We start from the raw sequence: 17,124 nt of genomic DNA on the forward strand, positions 1-17,124 counted from the left end.
ATGGGCGCAAGATTAACATGGGCGGTCTGCCGGACGCAGGCATGAACGCCGCGTGGTCCATTCCTGCTGGTTTATGCACTGATAATGCAAATCTGCATTTGTCTTCTGCGAAAAGAACAAGCACTATGCGCGTTATGCAAAAACGCAATGTTTCTACCGTCTTAAGAGCGCTGCTCGATCAGCACGGGATCTCCCCCACGGAGCTTCACCGTCGCACCGGCGTGCCTCAATCCACTCTCTCGCGGATCCTCAGCGGGAAGATCGTCGATCCTTCGGACAAACATATTTCGAAGATCGCCGAATACTTCGCCGTGAGCACCGACCAGTTGCGCGGCCGCGCGGAAGTCGCGCCGGCGGCCAGTGGCGGGCGCGATCAATTGCATTCGGAACTCAAGGACATAAGTCTGTGGGACGACGATACACCCGTCGATGACGATGAGGTGTCGGTCCCCTTTCTTCGCGAGGTTGAATTGGCTGCAGGATCGGGAAGGTTCGTCATCGAAGAGAGCGAGCGCTCTAGCCTGCGCTTCGGCAAGCGCAGTTTGCGCCATAACGGGGTGCAGTTCGACCAGGCCAAATGCGTGACCGTGCGCGGAAACAGTATGTTGCCGGTGCTGCGCGACGGCGCCACGGTCGGCGTCAATGCCGGCAAGAGCGGGATTGGCGACATCATCGATGGCGACCTTTATGCAATCAATCACAACGGCCAGTTACGGGTGAAACAGCTTTATCGTCTGCCTACCGGTATTCGTCTACGCAGCTTCAACCGTGATGAGCATCCGGACGAGGACTACAGCTTCCAGGAAATGCAGGAAGAGCAAATCGTCATCCTCGGTCACGTCTTCTGGTGGGGCATGTACGCCCGCTAACCTCACAACTGTCAGATAAAACCCGCCATCACGCGGGTTTTTTTTCGCCTGTCAAAAGCTGCCAGCGCCTGTGTTTACAGGCATCTAATGCGTCAGTGCATTAATCTCGAGTAAATAAATGCATAAGTGCATTGACTGTATATGCATCCATGCATATTCTTTGTCTCAAGCCGCTCAACAAAGCGGTTCGAAATGAAGCTCTTTAGGTCCACCAAAAAAAAGGCAGCGATGAACCGGCCTCAACGGTTCAGAGGGTTGGCAACTGACCCGGGTGTGCAGCGTAAAGCACCAGAAGCAGTTATCCGGCGGGCAGGGGGCCGCGGTCGGAGGAACAATTTGAATGGGCCCGTACCGCGCCAGTAGCGCCGAAAGGTCGACTTCACTTCTCGCCTTTGGGCGAAGGCGAGGGACCGCATTACTGAAAAGCCTGATGCGAGTCGGGCTTTTTGGAATGCCTGCCTTCCATCAATCAACAGACAACGTCTGAACCACACACATCAATCACCCCCAGGAGGCGTGACATGACAAACGAGCAACAAGCGTTGCTGGACATGCCGATCTGGCTCGTCATCGTCCTCGCCCTGGTGGGCGGGGTGTCCGGCGAAATGTGGCGAGCCGATAAGGACGGCGCCCGGGGCTGGTCATTGTTGCGACGGCTGGCCTTGCGCTCCGGCGCCTGCATGGTCTGCGGGGTCTCGGCCATCCTGCTGTTGTACGCCGCCGGCGTGTCGATCTGGGCCGCGGGCGCCTTTGGTTGTCTCACGGCAATGGCCGGAGCGGACGTGGCCATCGGGCTTTATGAGCGTTGGGCTGCGAAGCGGATCGGGGTATGCGAAGTGCCGCCCCGTGATTCTCGCCCCGACCAACAGTGAATCCTTCGACGCATGAACAGGAAGTTTTTATGCCCACCGTCATCGAAAAACCTTCGCAGCTGTTCACGGCCATCGCCGCGACGTTGCGCAACTTACCGCTTGGGATCAGCGTCGGGAGTCGCGAAGACTTCTCCGATGTCGGCGACCAGCCCTGGGTGTTGATCACCCTTGAACGTGATGCCGCGGATTGTCGTGCCCGTGATGGACGTATCGCTCATGTGCTCACGGTTTCCTTGCAAGCCGTGGTGCGTCCCGAGTCAGAAAACCCAAGCCTTGCAGCCTGCGATCTGGCCAGTGCACTCAAGGACCTGGTCATGGATAACCGGTGGGGTCTGCCGGGCGATCAATGTGATTTACCGACCCGCCTCGACGCCATTCCCTCGTTATTGATCGAGGGCACGCAGGAGTTCCCTGCCTGGACCCTGTCCTTCACCCAAACGCTGTACTTCGGTCCACCGCTGCTGGACGACCCGTTGGGCATCCCGAAATTCGCCCGGACCTGGGAGGTCTCGGACATCGACGACCCGGACCAATACACAGAACTCGAGGGCTGAGCCATGTTCGATGCGCTTATAAGTCTGCAGCTTGGCCCGATCATCGAGCGTCTGGCCGAGATGGAGGCCGAGCTGGAGGACCTGTACCGACGCACTGACAGCATCTGTCGAATCGGCGTGTGCCAGGAGGTCGATGCGGCCGGCAATATGTGCCGGGTCAGCCACGGTGAGTTGCTGACGCCGGCCATCCGCTTTTTCAATCCCAGTGCCGGGGCGCAAAGCGAGTCGCGGATCCCTTCCGTGGGTGAGCAATGCCTATTGCTCAACCATGGCGGCGGTGAGGGCAGCGCGCAATCTGTTGCGCTGTTCGGGCTTAACGGTAATCAGTTTCCCCCGCCCTCGACCCAGGCTTCGCTGACGCGTCGCGTCTATCGGGACGGCGCTGAAAGTGGTTACGACGATGCCAGTCATGCCCTCCACTGGAACAACGGCCCGGCGGCGTTCAACGGCAATCGCGAAGCGCTCGAACTGAGCATCGGCCCGGCGCGACTGGCGATGAGCCCCGAGGCCATCGAACTGCAACTGGGCGCGGTCGGCTTGCGACTCGACGCGTCCGGTGTGCACCTGAGCGGCCCGTCGGTGGATCACCAGGGCCGCGTGATCAGCAGCGCATAAAAGAGTTTTCCCATGATTGGAATCGATAGAAACACCGGTGCGACGGTCGACGACTGGCCGCAATTTGTGCAGCGCGCGACCCGGGCACTTACCACCCCCTTGGGCACACGCCAAAAACGTCCCTTGTATGGCTGCGCCATCCCGGATCTGTTGGGGCAGAACCTTGGCGACGATTTGCTGATCCTGGCCCAGAGCCACGCCGCACAGGCGTTCTACAACAGCCAGAACGGCATCGGCGATTTCCAGCCGCAAGTCATTGTTGCCAGTCGACAGGGCGTGGGGTTGCTCCTGCGCTTCGCTGGTACCTGGAAAAATCGTAATCAGACGTTCGAGGTGGTGACATGAGCATGTTGATACCGGGTCAGAACCAGTTGGCCGAGCCGGCGATCGTCACGGTCGACGCATTCGAAGATCTGCTGGCCGAGTTCAAGACCTTTGTCGTCGAATATGTCGGCGCCCGCGCTCCGCAGAGCGCGGCCAAACTGAAGGTCAGTCTGGAAAACGAAAGCGAGTTGCTGACCCTGGCCCTCGAAGCGTTTTGTGTGCGCCTGCAATTGCACGAACGCAAGTACAACGCTCGCATCAAGCAGATGCTGGCGTGGTGGGCGACGGGCAGCAACCTCGATGCTCGTCTGGCGGACATGGGGCTAGAGCGTCAGTTGCTCGACCCCGGCGATCCGGCGGCATTCCCGCCCATTGCGCCGGTGCATGAAAGCGACGACGACGCGCGATTGCGCTACTACCTGGCGCCGCATGCGCCAGCCGCTGGCTCACGCATGCAGTATCGCCGCGAGGTGTTCACCCTTGGCGAGCGTCCGGTGGTGAAGGTGGAGTCCGCTGCGCCAGGCGAGGTGACGGTCACTTACACCTTCGATCCCGATGGTCACGCCGCGCAGGTCAAGGATGGCAATGGGCGGCGCACAGCCCCCGGTGAAGTGAGAGTCACCGTGTTGTCACGGGAAGGCGATGGCACGGCTAGCGAAGAACTGCTCGACGGGGTGCGCCAGCATTTCGACCGACCGGATGTGCGGCCGGAAACGGATCAGGTCACGGTGCAGGGTGCCGACATCAAGCGCTACAAGATCCGGGTGCTCGCCAGGATCAACGCAGGCCCCGACTCGGGACTGACGAAAGTTGCCGCAGAGCAGCAATTGCAAGCCTATGCCGACAGCTGTCATCGCCTCGAAGGGCGGGTCGACCCGAGCTGGATCGACTACACGCTGCACAGCGCCGGCGCGGTTCAGCTTGAAATTCTCGAACCGCTCGAGCCGATCGTGACGACGGCCTTCGAGGCACCTTACTGCACCGACATCGAGGTGGAGGTACTCACGCTATGAGGGACCCACAACCTCGCCCGAGCCTGTTGCCGGCCAACAGTTCGGCGCTGGAAAAAGCCCTCGATCTGGGGTTCGGCACTTTGCTCGATCGTATCGCACCACCGTTTCCCGAGCTGATGAACCCCGCTGCCACGCCCTCGGCGTTTCTGCCCTATCTCGCGGCGGATCGGGGTGTCAGCGAGTGGAGCACCGATGCGGCCGAAGCGGAAAAGCGCTTGACCGTCGAACTCGCCTGGCCCACGGCACGCCGGGCCGGCACACGGCAGGCGCTGGAAAATGCGGCCAAGGGTTTGCGCCTGAGGCCAGAAGTGCGGGCCTGGTACGAGCAGACACCACCGGGCCAGCCCTACAGCTTCTCCGTCAGGGCTTTCACCGAACAGCCTTACAGCGAAGAAATCGATGCGCGTCTCGACCGTCGCCTGGCGGATGCCAAAAGCGAGCGCGACACCTTGTCGGTGTCTGTCGGCTTGAGTGCGTTCGGCAATCACGTGATTGGCGCGGCGACGGTGTGCGGCGAGCTGACCACGGTTTATCCCGTTGTCATCGAAGGGCTGGAAACGTCAGGTGAGGCCTTCGTGGCCGCCGGACTCTACACCCTCGAAACATCCACTATTTATCCTCAGGGGGCCATGAATGGCTGACTATTACACCCTGCTCACGAGTGCAGGGATTGCCTACGAAACCGCCTGCAAGGCGGCGGGCGTACCCATCAAACTGTCGCAGATTTCGGTCGGTGACGGCGGTGGCACGGCCTACAACCCGGCGGCGACTGCCACTGCGCTCAAGCGCGAAGTATGGCGCGGGCCGCTCAACGCATTGTTCCAGGACGAGAAAAATCCGAGCTGGTTGCTGGCTGAAGTCACGATTCCACCCGACGTCGGCGGCTGGTACGTGCGCGAGGCCGGGCTCTGGACGGACACCGGGATCTTGTATGCCATCGTCAAATACCCGGAGTCGTTCAAACCGGTTTTGGCGACTTCCGGTTCAGGGAAAGAGTTCTACATCCGAACGATTTTCGAGACCAGCAATGCAGCGTTGGTGACCTTGTTGATTGATGACACGGTGGTCAAGGCGACGCGGGCTTGGGTAACGGATTATGTAGCCGCTGAACTAAACAAGCTTGATACCAAACATTCGGTACGGGTCGCGACCACCACAAACATCACTTTGAGCACCGTGCAGACCATTGACGGCGTCGCGGTGGTTGCGGGAGATCGAGTACTGGTTAAAGACCAGACTGTGGCAAAAGACAATGGATTGTACGTTGTTGCTATGGGGCCCTGGTCGCGTGCAGAGGATGCCAGCATCGATGCCGAGGTGACATCGGCCTTGCAGGTTGCAGTCGAGCAGGGGGCAACCCAGGCCGACAGTCGCTGGCAATTGGTAACCGAAGGCGTGATTGTTCTGGGCACCACTGCATTAATGTTTCAGAACATCACTTACGGTTTTGCCCCGCTGGCATCGCCTGCTCTGGTCGGTGTTCCAACCGCGCCAACGGCAGCGCCTGGTGCGAACACCGCGCAGATCGCCACCACGGGTTTTGTCCAGCAGGAAATTGCCGCTGACTTGGCCACGGCAGCGCCGCTCATGGACGGTGCGGCGGCGGTTGGTACAGGCAGCAAACTGGCGCGGGAAGACCATCGCCATCCTACGGATACTTCACGGGCGCCGCTGGCTAGTCCAGCGTTAACCGGTACGCCGACTGCGCCGACGCCGGGGCGGTTTGATGTGACGACAAAGTTAGCCACCATGGCGGCGGTTCAGGCGCGTGGGCTCCAATACGCCAGTGTCACCGGATTCGTCGGCGCGACACCCGGCGTTCTGGCGCATGTGGGTGGAATCGTGCATTGCTCAAGCGGTCCTAACTCGTCATACAGCCTGCCGGATTCGGCGGTAAACGCGCTGGCCATTGGAGCAACGGTACGAATTCAGAATTGGTCGGTCCTGGCCATTGCCCTAGCCGCTCAGGGCACGGACAAGATGCAGGAAGCGATCAGCGTAGTCGCATCGAACAGTGTCAGGAGTATTCCGCCTGACACTTATGTTGACGCGATCTATATCGGTGGTGGGGTATGGGTATTGGCGGGGACAGGGGTGATGGGGAAAACCGCTCCGTTTGCTGCGTTGCTTTCCATCAGTGGATACATACGTTTTCCGTCCGGTTTGATTTTGCAGTGGATGCCAATCAGCACCACGGTATTCAGCAACGGATACAACTATGCAACGCTGCCCATTGCCTTCCCGAGCAACATCCTGAGCGTAATGATCAGCGCAGTGCCCGGCCCCTCGGGCATATTCGGCGCCGATGCATACAGCCTAAGCCAAATCAGGTTTTCCAACTCATGGTCGTCTGTACAAAGTGGCTATGCATGGGTACTTGGGTGTTAACCACTGACCTATGGGCCTGATTTGCGGGCTCATACATTTAGAGAGTTTAAGCATGTCCCTATATTCAAGTATTTCGCGAGGGTGCTTTTTAGATGACACCATCAATGAGCTGCCAGAGGATGCTTGTCCCATTTCTGGAGATCAACATCAAGTGTATCTACGAGGTCAGGCGGCGGGAAAGATCATCGATTTTTCTACTACCCCGCCGACGTTGATGGATCGACCGCCGATGTCACTTGAGCAATTGGCAGACATTGAACGGAGATGGCGTGATGCCCGGCTCGCAGGGACTGATGATGTCGTGACCCGACACCGGGATGAGTTGGAAGAGCGCGTCGCAACCACTCTCACCGACGATCAATACCACGATGTGCAGGCCTATCGCCGACAGTTGCGTAACTGGCCAATATCGACGGGGTTTCCCGAAGTGGCCTATCGCCCAGTGTCACCCTCTTGGTTGGTCGAGCAAGAGTCATAAACGCCCCGCACCACCGGGGCGTTTTCTTTTCCGCCAAATAAACACGCAACACCCAATAGCCCCTTTCCTAAGGGGCTTTTTCATTTATGGAGAAACCCAAATGGCAGAACGCCAAACGTACACCGTGCTCCGCCCATTTCCCATCGGGGGTGGTCACTGGTCGAGCCTCGGCCAGGAACTGCAATTGCTCGATGTGGAGGCCAGTGCGTTGCGCAGTGCCGGTCGCCTGGAGCTGAAAAAAAACGAGGCTGCCGAGTCGACCTCTCCATCCACCGCGGCCAAAAAGGCCGCTGCCAAGAAGGCTGAATAACCATGGCTGAGGTTTTGAACTTCGAGCACAACGGCATTACCGTCAATGCCACCGAATCCCCCGAGGCCATGGGTGGCCTGGGTGACAACGTCATCGGTCTGATCGGCACGGCGCCGAAGGCCGATGTGCTGATTGCGCGCAACGCTCCGTTCCGCATCAACAGCTTCACCTCCCAGGCGCTGCTCGATCCGACCGGCACCGAGGAAGGCACGCTGTATCACGCGGTGTTCCAGATCCTGAAAGTGGTCAAGGTGCCGGTCTACGTGGTCATCGTCGAAGAGGGCGCGACCCCGACCGACACGCTGAACAACGTCATCGGCGGCATCGATCCATTGACCGGTCGCAAGCTCGGCCTCGCGGCGTTGAGCGGCGTGCCCGAGGACCTGACCATTATCGGCGCGCCGGGCTTCACCGGCACCAAAGCGGTGGCCAGTGAGTTTGCCTCCTTCGGTAAACGCATCAAGGCCCGGGTGGTGCTCGACGGCAAGGATGCCGCGGTCGCCGATCAGGTGACGTACAGCCAGGAACTGGGCGGCGCGGAGCTGGGTTTCGACCGTTGCCTGCTGGTGCACAACATGCCGTCGGTGTACTCGAAGGCGGCGAAGAAAAACGTCTTCCTGTCGCCATCGAGCCTGGCCATCGCGGCCCTGGCCAAGGTCAAGCAGTGGGAGAGCCCGGGTAACCAGGTGACCTACGCCGAGGACGTTTCGCGGGTGGTGGAATACAACATCCTCGACACCTCCACCGAAGGCGATCTGCTCAACCGCTACGGCATCAGCTACTACGCCCGCACCATCCTCGGTGGCTTCTCGCTGCTGGGTAACCGCTCGATCACCGGCAAGTTCATCAGCTACGTCGGTCTCGAAGACGCGATCAGCCGCAAGCTGGTCAAGGCCGGCCAGAAAGCCATGGCCAAGAACCTGACCAAATCGTTCATGGACCAGGAGGTCAAGCGCATCAACGACTGGCTGCAAACCCTGGTCGCCGACGAAACGATTCCAGGCGGCAGCGTGTACCTGCACCCGGAATTGAACAGTGTCGAGAAATACAAGAACGGCACCTGGTACGTGGTCATCGACTACGGCCGTTATGCGCCGAACGAACACATGGTTTATCAACTCAATGCCCGCGATGAAATCATCGAGCAGTTCCTGGAGGACGTTCTCTAATGTTTACCAACCGCGTAAGACAGGCCATCGCGGCCACCCTGCAAGGTCTTCCGTTGTCGGCGACGGTGGAGGATTTCACTCCGCCGAAAATCGAATTCGAGATGGAAGAAATGCGCGGCGGACGCTTTATCGCCGAGCAAATGGCCAAGAATGGCAAGGCACTCACCGCTACGTTGACCCTGCAAGGAATGGGGCCGGAAGTCATGTTGGCCCTCGGCGTGAAGCTGGGTGAAGACATCCTGCTGAACGTGCGCGAAGCCGGTCAGGATCAGGACGGCAACACCTGGTTCACGTATCACACCGTGGGCGGTCAGTTGAAATCCCTTGGGGAAACCACGTTGAAGATGAGCGAAAAGCCCAAGACCACCCTGGAACTTGCCTGCCGCACCTACAACCGCCTGGAAAACGGCCTCCCGGTGATCGACATCGATGTGCGTACCCAGAAGTTCGTGCTCAACGGCGTCGACATTCTCGGCGACGCCCGCCGGGCCGTCCTGTTGCCGTAACCCTCAAGGCCAACCAAGGCGCACACCCTGCTCGCGAAAGCGCTGTATCAGTCAGCAATGATGTCGACTGACAGGTTGCATTCGCGAGCAGGCTCGCTCCCACAAGGCTCCTGGCAATTTGACCCTCACGTGAACCACCAAGGAATTCATTCCATGTCTTGGACACCTCCTGTTCATGACCTGCTGTCGCCGATCACTTCGGACGACAATTTGCAGATCGAGCAAATCCAACTCAACCCCTTGTATTACGCCGCGCAAAAAGAAGCCCTGGCCCGTGCCGGCGATGATGAAGACGATCAGTTCTTCGAACTGGCGCTACTGGCCACCGGTCTGTCGATCAAGGAACTCGACCAGCTCAAACGCCCGGACTACGTCAGCATCGCCCAATACGTACACGAGATGTCGACGTTGCCGACTTCGCACTTTCTTGAGCAAGTAGGCGAGGGGGAACAACCATCAGCCGCCCCCGTTGAAGTGACCTTGCTGCAACCGCTCGCCGTGGCGGGTCGCACCCTGACCTCGCTGACCCTGGAAATGCCGGTACTGCGCGCCACCAAGGCGATGAAAAAACTCAAGACGCCCAAGGAACGCGCCGAGTTCATCACCGCCCACTGCACCGGCCTGATGCTTCCCGACCTGGCCCTGTTGACCGTTCCCGACTGGACTCAACTGCAGGTGCGCATCGACGATTTTTTAAACCAACCGGCGGCCTTCTTTCGGAGCGCGACATCGAAGTGATCCTCGATGTGGTGCCGCTCATTTACCCGGTAAGTGAAGCGGACATTCTGGAGTGGGACGTCGCAAAGGCGTTGCGTCGCTACGACATAGCGATCACTCGCCTTGGCGTGAAAAAGGAGTAGAGGAGGATGGCTGAGAGCAAGTATTTGCTGGCGGGTGCAGGCATTGAATGGCCGTCATTGAACAACGCATCCCAAGCCTTGGGGCTGTCGGGGTTCAAGGACCCTTTGGTGCAGCTCAGCCAGGCGTTGAATATGGCCAGTCTGGATACCCGTCTGTTGACGCAAGGACAGGGCAAGCTTGGCGAGGCGCTGGCGACCTTGACGGCGGTCTTGTCGTCACTGCGTTCGCCGGGCAGGACGAACGCCGCGCCGGCCTCGACCAGTGAGACGAAATCCAGGCTCATGGCAGAGGTTGAACAACGCCCGCCACCGCAGGATTTGAAGTCAGCCATGGCGATTCAGACGGCGATGGTCGATATCGGCCTGAAGCTGCGAATGGACCCTGATGAACTTCAGGAGATGGCCAATGACAATCTGAAGTTGACGAGAGAGAAACGGATTGCCCCTGCAGGGACGACAGGTGTGCAACTGGCTGGGGTCCAACTGGCGGCAATCGATTCAGGTCTGGTCAAAGATGTTCAATCGCAGGACATGCGCAAAACGCTGAAAGATTTTGCTGGCGACGCAGCCCTCATGGCGTCAGCGTACAAGATCTCCGTGATGGAAGCCGGCGAAATAATGGCTGGCTGGCGTACCTCGTCAGGCCTCGATCGTGCTCAACGTCTCGACTTGGCCGATGCGGGTAACCACTTGGCCAACAGTGTCGATTTGAATGCCAAAGCGGCAGACATCGGATCGATTGTGCAGCGCAGTGGCGAGTCGGGCATGGCCGCCGGCATGAAGCCCGAGCAGGTGGCGGCAATCGCTGCGGCCCTTCTGAGCGTTGGCGTGGGCAAGGATGAAGCCGGCGCGTCGTTGAAAACCCTCAGTTCGACATTGAGCCAGGGTGATAACGCCACGGCGGACCAGCGCATGGCCATGGCCCGGCTTGGCTTCGACCCCGCGCAACTGGCCAGCGAAATGCGCAAGGACGCGCCGGCAGCGATCACCAGAGTGCAGGAGGCGCTGGAGAAAAAAACGGCTGGGGAACAGGCCTCGTTACTCAAGACTCTGTTCGAAGGTGATGATGGCATCGGCCAGTTGTTCAAGGCACCCAAGACCCTGCAAGCAGCCTTTGCACGGGTGTCCGACAAGAGTATGTACGCGACGTCCGCGCTCGGTGACGAGGGTTCGATGGCGCAGACTGCCGAAGCCCGGGGGAACACCTCGCAAGCACGCTGGAATTCCCTGGATGCCAGTCTGACGCGACTGGATACGGCGATTGCCAACGCGGTAGCTCCCTTTACTGACCTTGCGATGCTAAGTGTCGATGGCCTGGTCAGTGGGTTGAGTGGCTTGGTCGAATCATTTCCGAAAGTCGCCGCCGGGTTGACCTTGCTCGGCACGGCCCTCGCGACACCGTTTCGCGATGCCATCCTGTCCAGACTGGCATCCGTTACGTCGTCCATCACCTCGGCGCTTTTGAAGCCGGAGGCGGTCACCCAGTCACCCGGAGAGGGAAATCCAGGCAGGCGCGTGGGCGGTGACGGTCAGCCTGGGCGTCCCACGATTCGCAGTCGGCTGGTTGGGTCGGCGGCCCGGGCCAAGTCCTTCACCGGCAGGCTGGGCGCCCCTCTGGCGCTGGCCAGTGCCGGTTATGACGGACTCAAGGCATTGCTGGCCGGTGATTACCAAGCCGCCGCGGGCGCGGCTGGGTCGGCTGTCGGCGGCTTGGCCGGAGGATACGCCGGCGCATTAATCGGCAGTTTCATTCCTGTTCCTGTCCTGGGGACGGCGGTCGGCGGGGTCATCGGCGGTTTGCTGGGCAGCTACTTTGGCAGCGAGGGTGGGGAGGCGCTGGGTGAGTCCCTTTATACCGCGAAGGACCGACTCCAGCCCCCGGAGCAAGTCAGCCAGGATCTGAGCAGCGCACAGACGCAGAACCAACAGGTCAACTTCAACCCGGTCATCCAGATCAGTGGTGCCAACCCGTCCGACTCCGAACAGTTGGTTGAAAAGGTCATGGCGCAGTTGCGCAGGCAATTGCATGGCGAATTTTTACCGCTGGTGACCAATCCACTCACCGTACGCCGTGACGCGGCCCTGACCGATGGAGGTATGTAATGCGCCAGCAAATGGCACTGGGCAGTTTCATTTTCGGCCTGTCCGGAAACTTCGCTTACAGCACCCTGCAGCGTAAGTCTGACGGGGGTTGGACTAACATCGACATCCTGACCAGTAAGCCCAAGTCCAGCCAGACCGGGCAAGGCCTGCAGGTTCTAATCATTGGCGGCAAGTCGATGTACGCACAGGCGATGGAACGCCTAGAGGCGTTGCGGGCCTTGCAGGCATTGCGCGTGCCGTTGCCGCTGGTCGACGGCATTGGCCGTAACTGGGGCTTGTGGCGCATCAACAACTTAACGGAGAACCAGAGCCTGGTTATCGATGACGGCACGGCGATGGTGATTGATTGGACGATCGAGTTGGCGGAGTACACCCATGCGTAGAGTCAGAAGTATTGCCGGCGATTCGGTGAACCTGCTGCTGTTTCGGCAGTTGGGTCGCAGTGACGACGCAGTAGAAGAAGCCTTTTGGCGCCTCAATCCGACGCTGGCCGAACACGCAGTCATATTGCCCGCGGGCGTCTGGATGGTCCTGCCGGAAATCGATTCCCGACCCATTGCGACCCGACCGATATCGGCTTGGGACTGAGGAGGCTCTATGGCTCTTGGATTTACCCCGGTAGTGGAAATATATGGGGCCAATGCGGCACTGCTCAACGAGCGATTACTCAGTTGGCAGCACATTGATGCGTCGGGAATCGAGTCCGATCAGTTGACGCTGACGATCGATCTGCACGGACTGGAAGGGTTGCCGGATCTGGGTGGGAAAATCGGTCTGCGGGTTGGCTATCTGGAGTCGGGGCTGGTGGATAAAGGCCTGTTCGTGATCAGCCGTCGCACGCCCAAACTGTTTCCCCTGACGTTGACACTGGTGGCCACCGCAGCGCCGTTCAGTGTGGCGGACGAAACGGGTTTCAAGCTACGCCGATCCCTCAGCCACGGCCCGACGACCCTCGGCGCGTTGTTTCGTCTATTGACGTCCCGCCACGGATTTTCTCCCCGTGTCGCACCCGATCTGGCCATGATCAAGATTGAACACATCGATCAATCCAACGAAACCGACATGGGCTTTCTGACGCGTCTGGCCTATATGCATGACGCGGTAGCGAAGCCGATCAACGAGTTGTATGTGTTGGGGCGACGCGGTCAGGTCAAATCGCTGTCGGGCAAGGTATTGCCGAATGTTCGATTGTCGGTGACGACGAACAATCGCCCGGACGACCACGCCTTCATCGCCGCTACCCTCGATGAAACCGCCCGGACGAAGTATCAGGGCTGCAAAATCAGTTGGTGGGACGCGGCGGCAGGCAAGGAACACAGTGTCGAAAGCGGCATCGCGCCATTCAAGACCCTGCGTCGGCGAGGCCAGAATGCTGAGGAGGCCCTGGCAGCCTGTGAAGGCGAAGTGCGCCGGATGATGCGCGAAGCACTCAAGGTGAACATTGATTGTCCAGGCAATCCCGGCCTTTCAGCTGAAGGGGTCGTGGTGCTGGACGATACCTGGCCCGATTTCATGCGTGGGCGCTGGTCAATCGACAAGGTCACGGCCAGTGGCAATCGAAAAGACAGCTATCGCTGCAAAATCGCGGCAACTTGTCTGGGTTCGGCGACATAACACGACGCAACAATTGCACAGGCCACGCTCGCGCGTCTTGACGGTAACCTCGTGCCAGCAGGGTTTGTCAGTCGCAGGAAATATTGCGCAGGTGTTTGCCGAACAATCCCCAACTTGTGAATCTCAACCTTTACTCACCGGACCGAGCGATGCCTCTCACTGAGCAACAACTACTCAAGATTTTCCCCAACGCCCGCTCCCAAGCGGGCGTTTTCATTTCCGTTCTCGACACCGCCATGGCCCACCGCAACATCAATACGCCCACGCGCATTGCCGCCTTCCTCGCCCAGGTCGGCCATGAGTCGGGTCAGTTGCACTACGTACGTGAACTGGGCAGCGATCAGTACTTGAGCAAATACGACACCGGGGCGCTCGCCGGGCGCCTGGGCAACACGCCGGAACCCGACGGCGACGGGCAACGCTATCGCGGCCGTGGCCTGATTCAGATCACGGGGCGCAATAACTATCGTCAATGCAGCCTCGGGCTGTTCGGCGACGAGCGTCTGCTTGCCCAGCCAGAATTACTGGAACAACCGCAGTGGGCTGCGGAATCCGCAGCCTGGTTCTGGGAGCAAAACGGCCTCAATGAACTGGCCGATCGAGGCGAGTTCAACAGCATCACCCGTCGCATCAATGGTGGACTGAACGGGCTGCAGGACCGCTTGGAGCTCTGGGCGCGGGCGAGGGCGGTGTTATGTCAGCCTTCGGTTTGATTGCGACGCCTTACCGAGTAATCGGTGCAGTTGTGGTACTGGTCATTTTGGGCGGTGGCCTGACCTGGCGCATTCAGGATTGGCGTTATGGCCGGCAACTGGCAGAGCAGGCGAGGTTGCACGGTGAAACGCTGAATCAACTGACCCAGGCTGCAGCGACCCGGCAACAAGCCGAACAGGACAGGCGCCTGGCCCTTGAGCAACGGCTTTCGATCAGTGAACAAAACCATTACCGAGTATTGAGCGATGTCCAGCGTGATCAGGATCGCCTGCGCGATCGTCTTGCCACCGCTGATGTGCGGCTGTCAGTCCTCCTTGAGGCCGGAGCAGGTGCAGTGTCAGCCACCGCCGGCACCGGCGGCATGGATCATGGCGCCGTACGCGCCCGACTTGACCCGGCGCATGCTCGACGAATTGTCGCCATCACCCATGACGGCGACCGTGGATTGATTGCCTTGCAGGCCTGTCAGGCCTATGTCAGGACGATCATCCGCTAACATCTTGTTCGACCCTGTAACTTGCAAGCGCGATGCGCTCGTGTACGGTAGGTCTCATTCCGCCCCAACAGGAGATGCCCGTGAAAGTAATCACCCAGCTGGCCGCTGACCTTGGCAGGCAATTACAGATGCTCAATGCCCATGTTTCCACGGCCGAATCTTGTACCGGAGGCGGAATCGCCGAAGCCATTACCCGTATCCCCGGCAGCTCGGCGTGGTTCGAGGCAGGTTATGTGACTTACTCCAATTTGCAGAAGAATCTGCAATTGGGTGTCCCGGTGGAGTTATTTACCACGGTGGGGGCGGTCAGTCGCGAGGTGGTCGAGGCGATGGCCAAAGGTGCCCAGGACAAAAGCCGTGCGTTTTTTTCCGTGGCGGTCAGTGGCGTGGCCGGGCCGGACGGTGGCTCGCCGAGCAAACCCGTGGGTACGGTATGGCTGGCCTGGGGCGTGGGTGAGCGGGTGTTCAGCGAGTTGCAACACTTCCCGGGTGATCGCGACGAGGTCCGCCGACAAACGGTGAAGGCCGCGCTAGAGGGGCTGCTGCGATATACCACGGCAGAAATCTCAAATCAGGGGTAGGCGATCCTCAAACGCTGTGGAATAATACTGGCTACTTATACAGGTGTTGGCCGTCAGGCCTTATTGATTACGTGAGGACTTTAATGGACGACAACAAGAAGAAAGCCTTGGCTGCGGCCCTGGGTCAGATCGAACGTCAATTCGGCAAGGGTGCCGTAATGCGTATGGGCGATCAGGACCGTCAGGCGATTCCGGCCATCTCCACTGGCTCTCTGGGTCTGGACATCGCACTGGGCATTGGCGGTCTGCCAAAAGGCCGTATTGTTGAAATCTATGGTCCTGAATCTTCCGGTAAAACCACACTGACATTGTCCGTGATCGCCCAGGCTCAAAAAGCCGGCGCGACCTGCGCATTCGTCGATGCCGAACACGCCCTCGACCCGGAGTACGCTGGCAAGCTGGGCGTCAACGTCGACGACCTGCTGGTTTCCCAGCCGGACACCGGTGAGCAGGCCCTGGAAATCACCGACATGCTGGTGCGTTCCAACGCGGTTGACGTGATCATTGTCGACTCCGTGGCGGCGCTGGTGCCAAAGGCTGAAATCGAAGGCGAAATGGGTGACATGCACGTGGGCCTGCAAGCCCGACTGATGTCCCAGGCGCTGCGTAAAATCACCGGCAACATCAAGAACGCCAACTGCCTGGTGATCTTCATCAACCAGATCCGTATGAAAATCGGTGTGATGTTCGGCAGCCCGGAAACCACCACCGGTGGTAACGCGCTGAAGTTCTACGCATCGGTTCGTCTGGACATCCGCCGTACTGGCGCGGTGAAAGAAGGTGATGAAGTCGTTGGTAGCGAAACCCGCGTCAAGGTAGTGAAGAACAAGGTGGCTTCGCCATTCCGTCAGGCCGAGTTCCAGATTCTTTACGGCAAGGGCATCTACCTCAATGGCGAGATGATCGACCTGGGCGTTCTACACGGTTTCGTTGAAAAATCCGGTGCCTGGTATGCCTACAACGGCACCAAGATCGGTCAGGGCAAGGCCAACTCGGCCAAGTTCCTGGCGGATAACCCGGAAATTGCAGCAACGCTCGAGAAGCAACTGCGTGACAAGTTGCTGTCTCCGGCAGTGATCGCGGACTCCAAGGCTTCTGCAGTCAAAGAGACTGAAGACGATCTGGCTGACGCTGATATCTGATTGCTCCGATGACGACCGCCGTACTCGATACACTCGTCGCGGTGCGGCGAACCGCCATGGACCTGCTCGCGCGACGTGAGCACGGTCGAGTCGAGCTGACGCGTAAATTGCGTCAGCGCGGCGCGCTCCCCGAAATGATCGAAACAGCACTCGACCGATTGACGGAAGAGGGCTTGCTCTCCGAATCCCGTTACCTTGAAAGCTTCGTTTCCTACCGTGCGCGTTCCGGCTATGGCCCTTTGCGTATTCGTGAGGAGTTGAGCCAACGCGGTCTGCAACGTGGCGATATCGAACTTGCCTTGCGCGAGTGCGGTATTAACTGGCAGGAACAACTGGAAGATACCTGGCGGCGCAAGTTCTCCGGGCACTTACCGATAGACGCACGGGAACGTGCCAAGCAAGGCAGATTCCTGGCCTATCGGGGGTTTTCCATGGAAATGATCAGCCGCTTGTTCAGTGGCCGAGGAATGGATGATTAACTGAAACGGCTCGCTATTTCGATAGCGGGCCGTTTTT

General features: G+C 59.3%; 22 protein-coding genes. All 22 read left to right on the plus strand.

What is annotated here, in order from left to right:
- The first annotated feature begins 134 nt into the window (after positions 1 to 134).
- The 22 genes from AC07ZE_RS06915 (at position 135) to recX (ending at position 17,087) form a co-directional block, all read left to right on the plus strand.
- Positions 135 to 869, plus strand: coding sequence for a LexA family transcriptional regulator (locus tag AC07ZE_RS06915; RefSeq protein WP_207267780.1), 735 nt, complete (start codon positions 135 to 137; stop codon positions 867 to 869).
- Positions 870 to 1,390: 521 nt separating this feature from the next.
- Complete coding sequence (locus AC07ZE_RS06920) at positions 1,391 to 1,741, plus strand: phage holin family protein (RefSeq protein WP_095197064.1); 351 nt, start codon at positions 1,391 to 1,393, stop codon at positions 1,739 to 1,741.
- 29 nt (positions 1,742 to 1,770) lie between these two features.
- On the plus strand, positions 1,771 to 2,295 hold the full coding sequence (locus tag AC07ZE_RS06925) for a hypothetical protein (protein ID WP_207262663.1): 525 nt from the start codon (positions 1,771 to 1,773) through the stop codon (positions 2,293 to 2,295).
- Positions 2,296 to 2,298: 3 nt separating this feature from the next.
- Positions 2,299 to 2,910: a phage baseplate assembly protein V gene (locus tag AC07ZE_RS06930; RefSeq protein ID WP_207262667.1), complete on the plus strand. Its 612-nt coding sequence runs from the start codon at positions 2,299 to 2,301 to the stop codon at positions 2,908 to 2,910.
- Positions 2,911 to 2,922: 12 nt separating this feature from the next.
- Entirely contained in the window at positions 2,923 to 3,255 is a 333-nt protein-coding gene (locus tag AC07ZE_RS06935) for a phage baseplate protein (RefSeq protein WP_207262669.1), read from the plus strand.
- Entirely contained in the window at positions 3,252 to 4,247 is a 996-nt protein-coding gene (locus AC07ZE_RS06940) for a baseplate J/gp47 family protein (RefSeq protein WP_207262676.1), read from the plus strand. The genes AC07ZE_RS06935 and AC07ZE_RS06940 overlap by 4 nt, the downstream gene beginning before the upstream one ends.
- Positions 4,244 to 4,888 carry a phage tail protein I gene (locus tag AC07ZE_RS06945; protein WP_207262678.1) on the plus strand — a complete coding sequence of 215 codons (645 nt, stop codon included), beginning with the start codon at positions 4,244 to 4,246 and terminating at the stop codon, positions 4,886 to 4,888. Before AC07ZE_RS06940 ends, AC07ZE_RS06945 begins: the two co-directional genes overlap by 4 nt.
- Positions 4,881 to 6,635, plus strand: coding sequence for a phage tail protein (locus AC07ZE_RS06950; protein ID WP_207262679.1), 1,755 nt, complete (start codon positions 4,881 to 4,883; stop codon positions 6,633 to 6,635). The genes AC07ZE_RS06945 and AC07ZE_RS06950 overlap by 8 nt, the downstream gene beginning before the upstream one ends.
- Positions 6,636 to 6,687: 52 nt before the next feature.
- Positions 6,688 to 7,113, plus strand: coding sequence for a phage tail assembly chaperone (locus AC07ZE_RS06955; protein WP_207262681.1), 426 nt, complete (start codon positions 6,688 to 6,690; stop codon positions 7,111 to 7,113).
- A gap of 100 nt (positions 7,114 to 7,213) precedes the next feature.
- Positions 7,214 to 7,423: a hypothetical protein gene (locus AC07ZE_RS06960; protein ID WP_207262683.1), complete on the plus strand. Its 210-nt coding sequence runs from the start codon at positions 7,214 to 7,216 to the stop codon at positions 7,421 to 7,423.
- A 2-nt stretch (positions 7,424 to 7,425) separates the two neighbouring features.
- Positions 7,426 to 8,592: a phage tail sheath protein gene (locus AC07ZE_RS06965; protein WP_207262685.1), complete on the plus strand. Its 1,167-nt coding sequence runs from the start codon at positions 7,426 to 7,428 to the stop codon at positions 8,590 to 8,592.
- Positions 8,592 to 9,098 (plus strand): phage major tail tube protein, encoded by a 507-nt coding sequence (locus AC07ZE_RS06970; protein ID WP_207262694.1) that lies wholly within the window; start codon positions 8,592 to 8,594, stop codon positions 9,096 to 9,098. The genes AC07ZE_RS06965 and AC07ZE_RS06970 overlap by 1 nt, the downstream gene beginning before the upstream one ends.
- 153 nt (positions 9,099 to 9,251) lie before the next feature.
- Positions 9,252 to 9,836 (plus strand): phage tail assembly protein, encoded by a 585-nt coding sequence (locus tag AC07ZE_RS06975; RefSeq protein WP_207262696.1) that lies wholly within the window; start codon positions 9,252 to 9,254, stop codon positions 9,834 to 9,836.
- 128 nt (positions 9,837 to 9,964) lie between these two features.
- Positions 9,965 to 12,061: a phage tail tape measure protein gene (locus AC07ZE_RS06980; RefSeq protein ID WP_207262698.1), complete on the plus strand. Its 2,097-nt coding sequence runs from the start codon at positions 9,965 to 9,967 to the stop codon at positions 12,059 to 12,061.
- Positions 12,061 to 12,444 (plus strand): phage tail protein, encoded by a 384-nt coding sequence (locus tag AC07ZE_RS06985; RefSeq protein ID WP_207262700.1) that lies wholly within the window; start codon positions 12,061 to 12,063, stop codon positions 12,442 to 12,444. Before AC07ZE_RS06980 ends, AC07ZE_RS06985 begins: the two co-directional genes overlap by 1 nt.
- Positions 12,437 to 12,649, plus strand: coding sequence for a tail protein X (locus tag AC07ZE_RS06990; protein ID WP_207262702.1), 213 nt, complete (start codon positions 12,437 to 12,439; stop codon positions 12,647 to 12,649). The genes AC07ZE_RS06985 and AC07ZE_RS06990 overlap by 8 nt, the downstream gene beginning before the upstream one ends.
- A gap of 9 nt (positions 12,650 to 12,658) precedes the next feature.
- Positions 12,659 to 13,675: a phage late control D family protein gene (locus tag AC07ZE_RS06995; protein ID WP_207262704.1), complete on the plus strand. Its 1,017-nt coding sequence runs from the start codon at positions 12,659 to 12,661 to the stop codon at positions 13,673 to 13,675.
- A gap of 149 nt (positions 13,676 to 13,824) precedes the next feature.
- Positions 13,825 to 14,388, plus strand: a complete 564-nt coding sequence (locus AC07ZE_RS07000) for a glycoside hydrolase family 19 protein (RefSeq protein WP_207262706.1) — start codon at positions 13,825 to 13,827, stop codon at positions 14,386 to 14,388.
- Positions 14,370 to 14,885, plus strand: coding sequence for a lysis system spanin subunit (locus tag AC07ZE_RS07005; protein ID WP_207262708.1), 516 nt, complete (start codon positions 14,370 to 14,372; stop codon positions 14,883 to 14,885). The genes AC07ZE_RS07000 and AC07ZE_RS07005 overlap by 19 nt, the downstream gene beginning before the upstream one ends.
- An 80-nt stretch (positions 14,886 to 14,965) precedes the next feature.
- Positions 14,966 to 15,466, plus strand: a complete 501-nt coding sequence (locus tag AC07ZE_RS07010; RefSeq protein ID WP_207262710.1) for a CinA family protein — start codon at positions 14,966 to 14,968, stop codon at positions 15,464 to 15,466.
- Positions 15,467 to 15,549: 83 nt separating this feature from the next.
- Positions 15,550 to 16,608, plus strand: a complete 1,059-nt coding sequence (recA, locus tag AC07ZE_RS07015) for a recombinase RecA (RefSeq protein ID WP_095197045.1) — start codon at positions 15,550 to 15,552, stop codon at positions 16,606 to 16,608.
- An 8-nt stretch (positions 16,609 to 16,616) separates the two neighbouring features.
- Complete coding sequence (gene recX, locus AC07ZE_RS07020; RefSeq protein WP_207262712.1) at positions 16,617 to 17,087, plus strand: recombination regulator RecX; 471 nt, start codon at positions 16,617 to 16,619, stop codon at positions 17,085 to 17,087.
- The last annotated feature ends 37 nt before the right edge of the window (positions 17,088 to 17,124 follow it).

It is taken from the genome of Pseudomonas sp. GW101-3H06, assembly GCF_059424605.1.

Excerpts from the sequence above, each read along its gene's own strand:
- AC07ZE_RS06915 (WP_207267780.1), top strand. The coding sequence starts at position 135 with ATGCAAAAACGCAATGTTTCTACCGTCTTAAGAGCGCTGCTCGATCAG.
- AC07ZE_RS06920 (WP_095197064.1), top strand. The coding sequence starts at position 1,391 with ATGACAAACGAGCAACAAGCGTTGCTGGACATGCCGATCTGGCTCGTC.
- AC07ZE_RS06925 (WP_207262663.1), top strand. The coding sequence starts at position 1,771 with ATGCCCACCGTCATCGAAAAACCTTCGCAGCTGTTCACGGCCATCGCC.
- AC07ZE_RS06930 (WP_207262667.1), top strand. The coding sequence starts at position 2,299 with ATGTTCGATGCGCTTATAAGTCTGCAGCTTGGCCCGATCATCGAGCGT.
- AC07ZE_RS06935 (WP_207262669.1), top strand. The coding sequence starts at position 2,923 with ATGATTGGAATCGATAGAAACACCGGTGCGACGGTCGACGACTGGCCG.
- AC07ZE_RS06940 (WP_207262676.1), top strand. The coding sequence starts at position 3,252 with ATGAGCATGTTGATACCGGGTCAGAACCAGTTGGCCGAGCCGGCGATC.
- AC07ZE_RS06945 (WP_207262678.1), top strand. The coding sequence starts at position 4,244 with ATGAGGGACCCACAACCTCGCCCGAGCCTGTTGCCGGCCAACAGTTCG.
- AC07ZE_RS06950 (WP_207262679.1), top strand. The coding sequence starts at position 4,881 with ATGGCTGACTATTACACCCTGCTCACGAGTGCAGGGATTGCCTACGAA.
- AC07ZE_RS06955 (WP_207262681.1), top strand. The coding sequence starts at position 6,688 with ATGTCCCTATATTCAAGTATTTCGCGAGGGTGCTTTTTAGATGACACC.
- AC07ZE_RS06960 (WP_207262683.1), top strand. The coding sequence starts at position 7,214 with ATGGCAGAACGCCAAACGTACACCGTGCTCCGCCCATTTCCCATCGGG.
- AC07ZE_RS06965 (WP_207262685.1), top strand. The coding sequence starts at position 7,426 with ATGGCTGAGGTTTTGAACTTCGAGCACAACGGCATTACCGTCAATGCC.
- AC07ZE_RS06970 (WP_207262694.1), top strand. The coding sequence starts at position 8,592 with ATGTTTACCAACCGCGTAAGACAGGCCATCGCGGCCACCCTGCAAGGT.
- AC07ZE_RS06975 (WP_207262696.1), top strand. The coding sequence starts at position 9,252 with ATGTCTTGGACACCTCCTGTTCATGACCTGCTGTCGCCGATCACTTCG.
- AC07ZE_RS06980 (WP_207262698.1), top strand. The coding sequence starts at position 9,965 with ATGGCTGAGAGCAAGTATTTGCTGGCGGGTGCAGGCATTGAATGGCCG.
- AC07ZE_RS06985 (WP_207262700.1), top strand. The coding sequence starts at position 12,061 with ATGCGCCAGCAAATGGCACTGGGCAGTTTCATTTTCGGCCTGTCCGGA.
- AC07ZE_RS06990 (WP_207262702.1), top strand. The coding sequence starts at position 12,437 with ATGCGTAGAGTCAGAAGTATTGCCGGCGATTCGGTGAACCTGCTGCTG.
- AC07ZE_RS06995 (WP_207262704.1), top strand. The coding sequence starts at position 12,659 with ATGGCTCTTGGATTTACCCCGGTAGTGGAAATATATGGGGCCAATGCG.
- AC07ZE_RS07000 (WP_207262706.1), top strand. The coding sequence starts at position 13,825 with ATGCCTCTCACTGAGCAACAACTACTCAAGATTTTCCCCAACGCCCGC.
- AC07ZE_RS07005 (WP_207262708.1), top strand. The coding sequence starts at position 14,370 with ATGTCAGCCTTCGGTTTGATTGCGACGCCTTACCGAGTAATCGGTGCA.
- recA (WP_095197045.1), top strand. The coding sequence starts at position 15,550 with ATGGACGACAACAAGAAGAAAGCCTTGGCTGCGGCCCTGGGTCAGATC.
- recX (WP_207262712.1), top strand. The coding sequence starts at position 16,617 with ATGACGACCGCCGTACTCGATACACTCGTCGCGGTGCGGCGAACCGCC.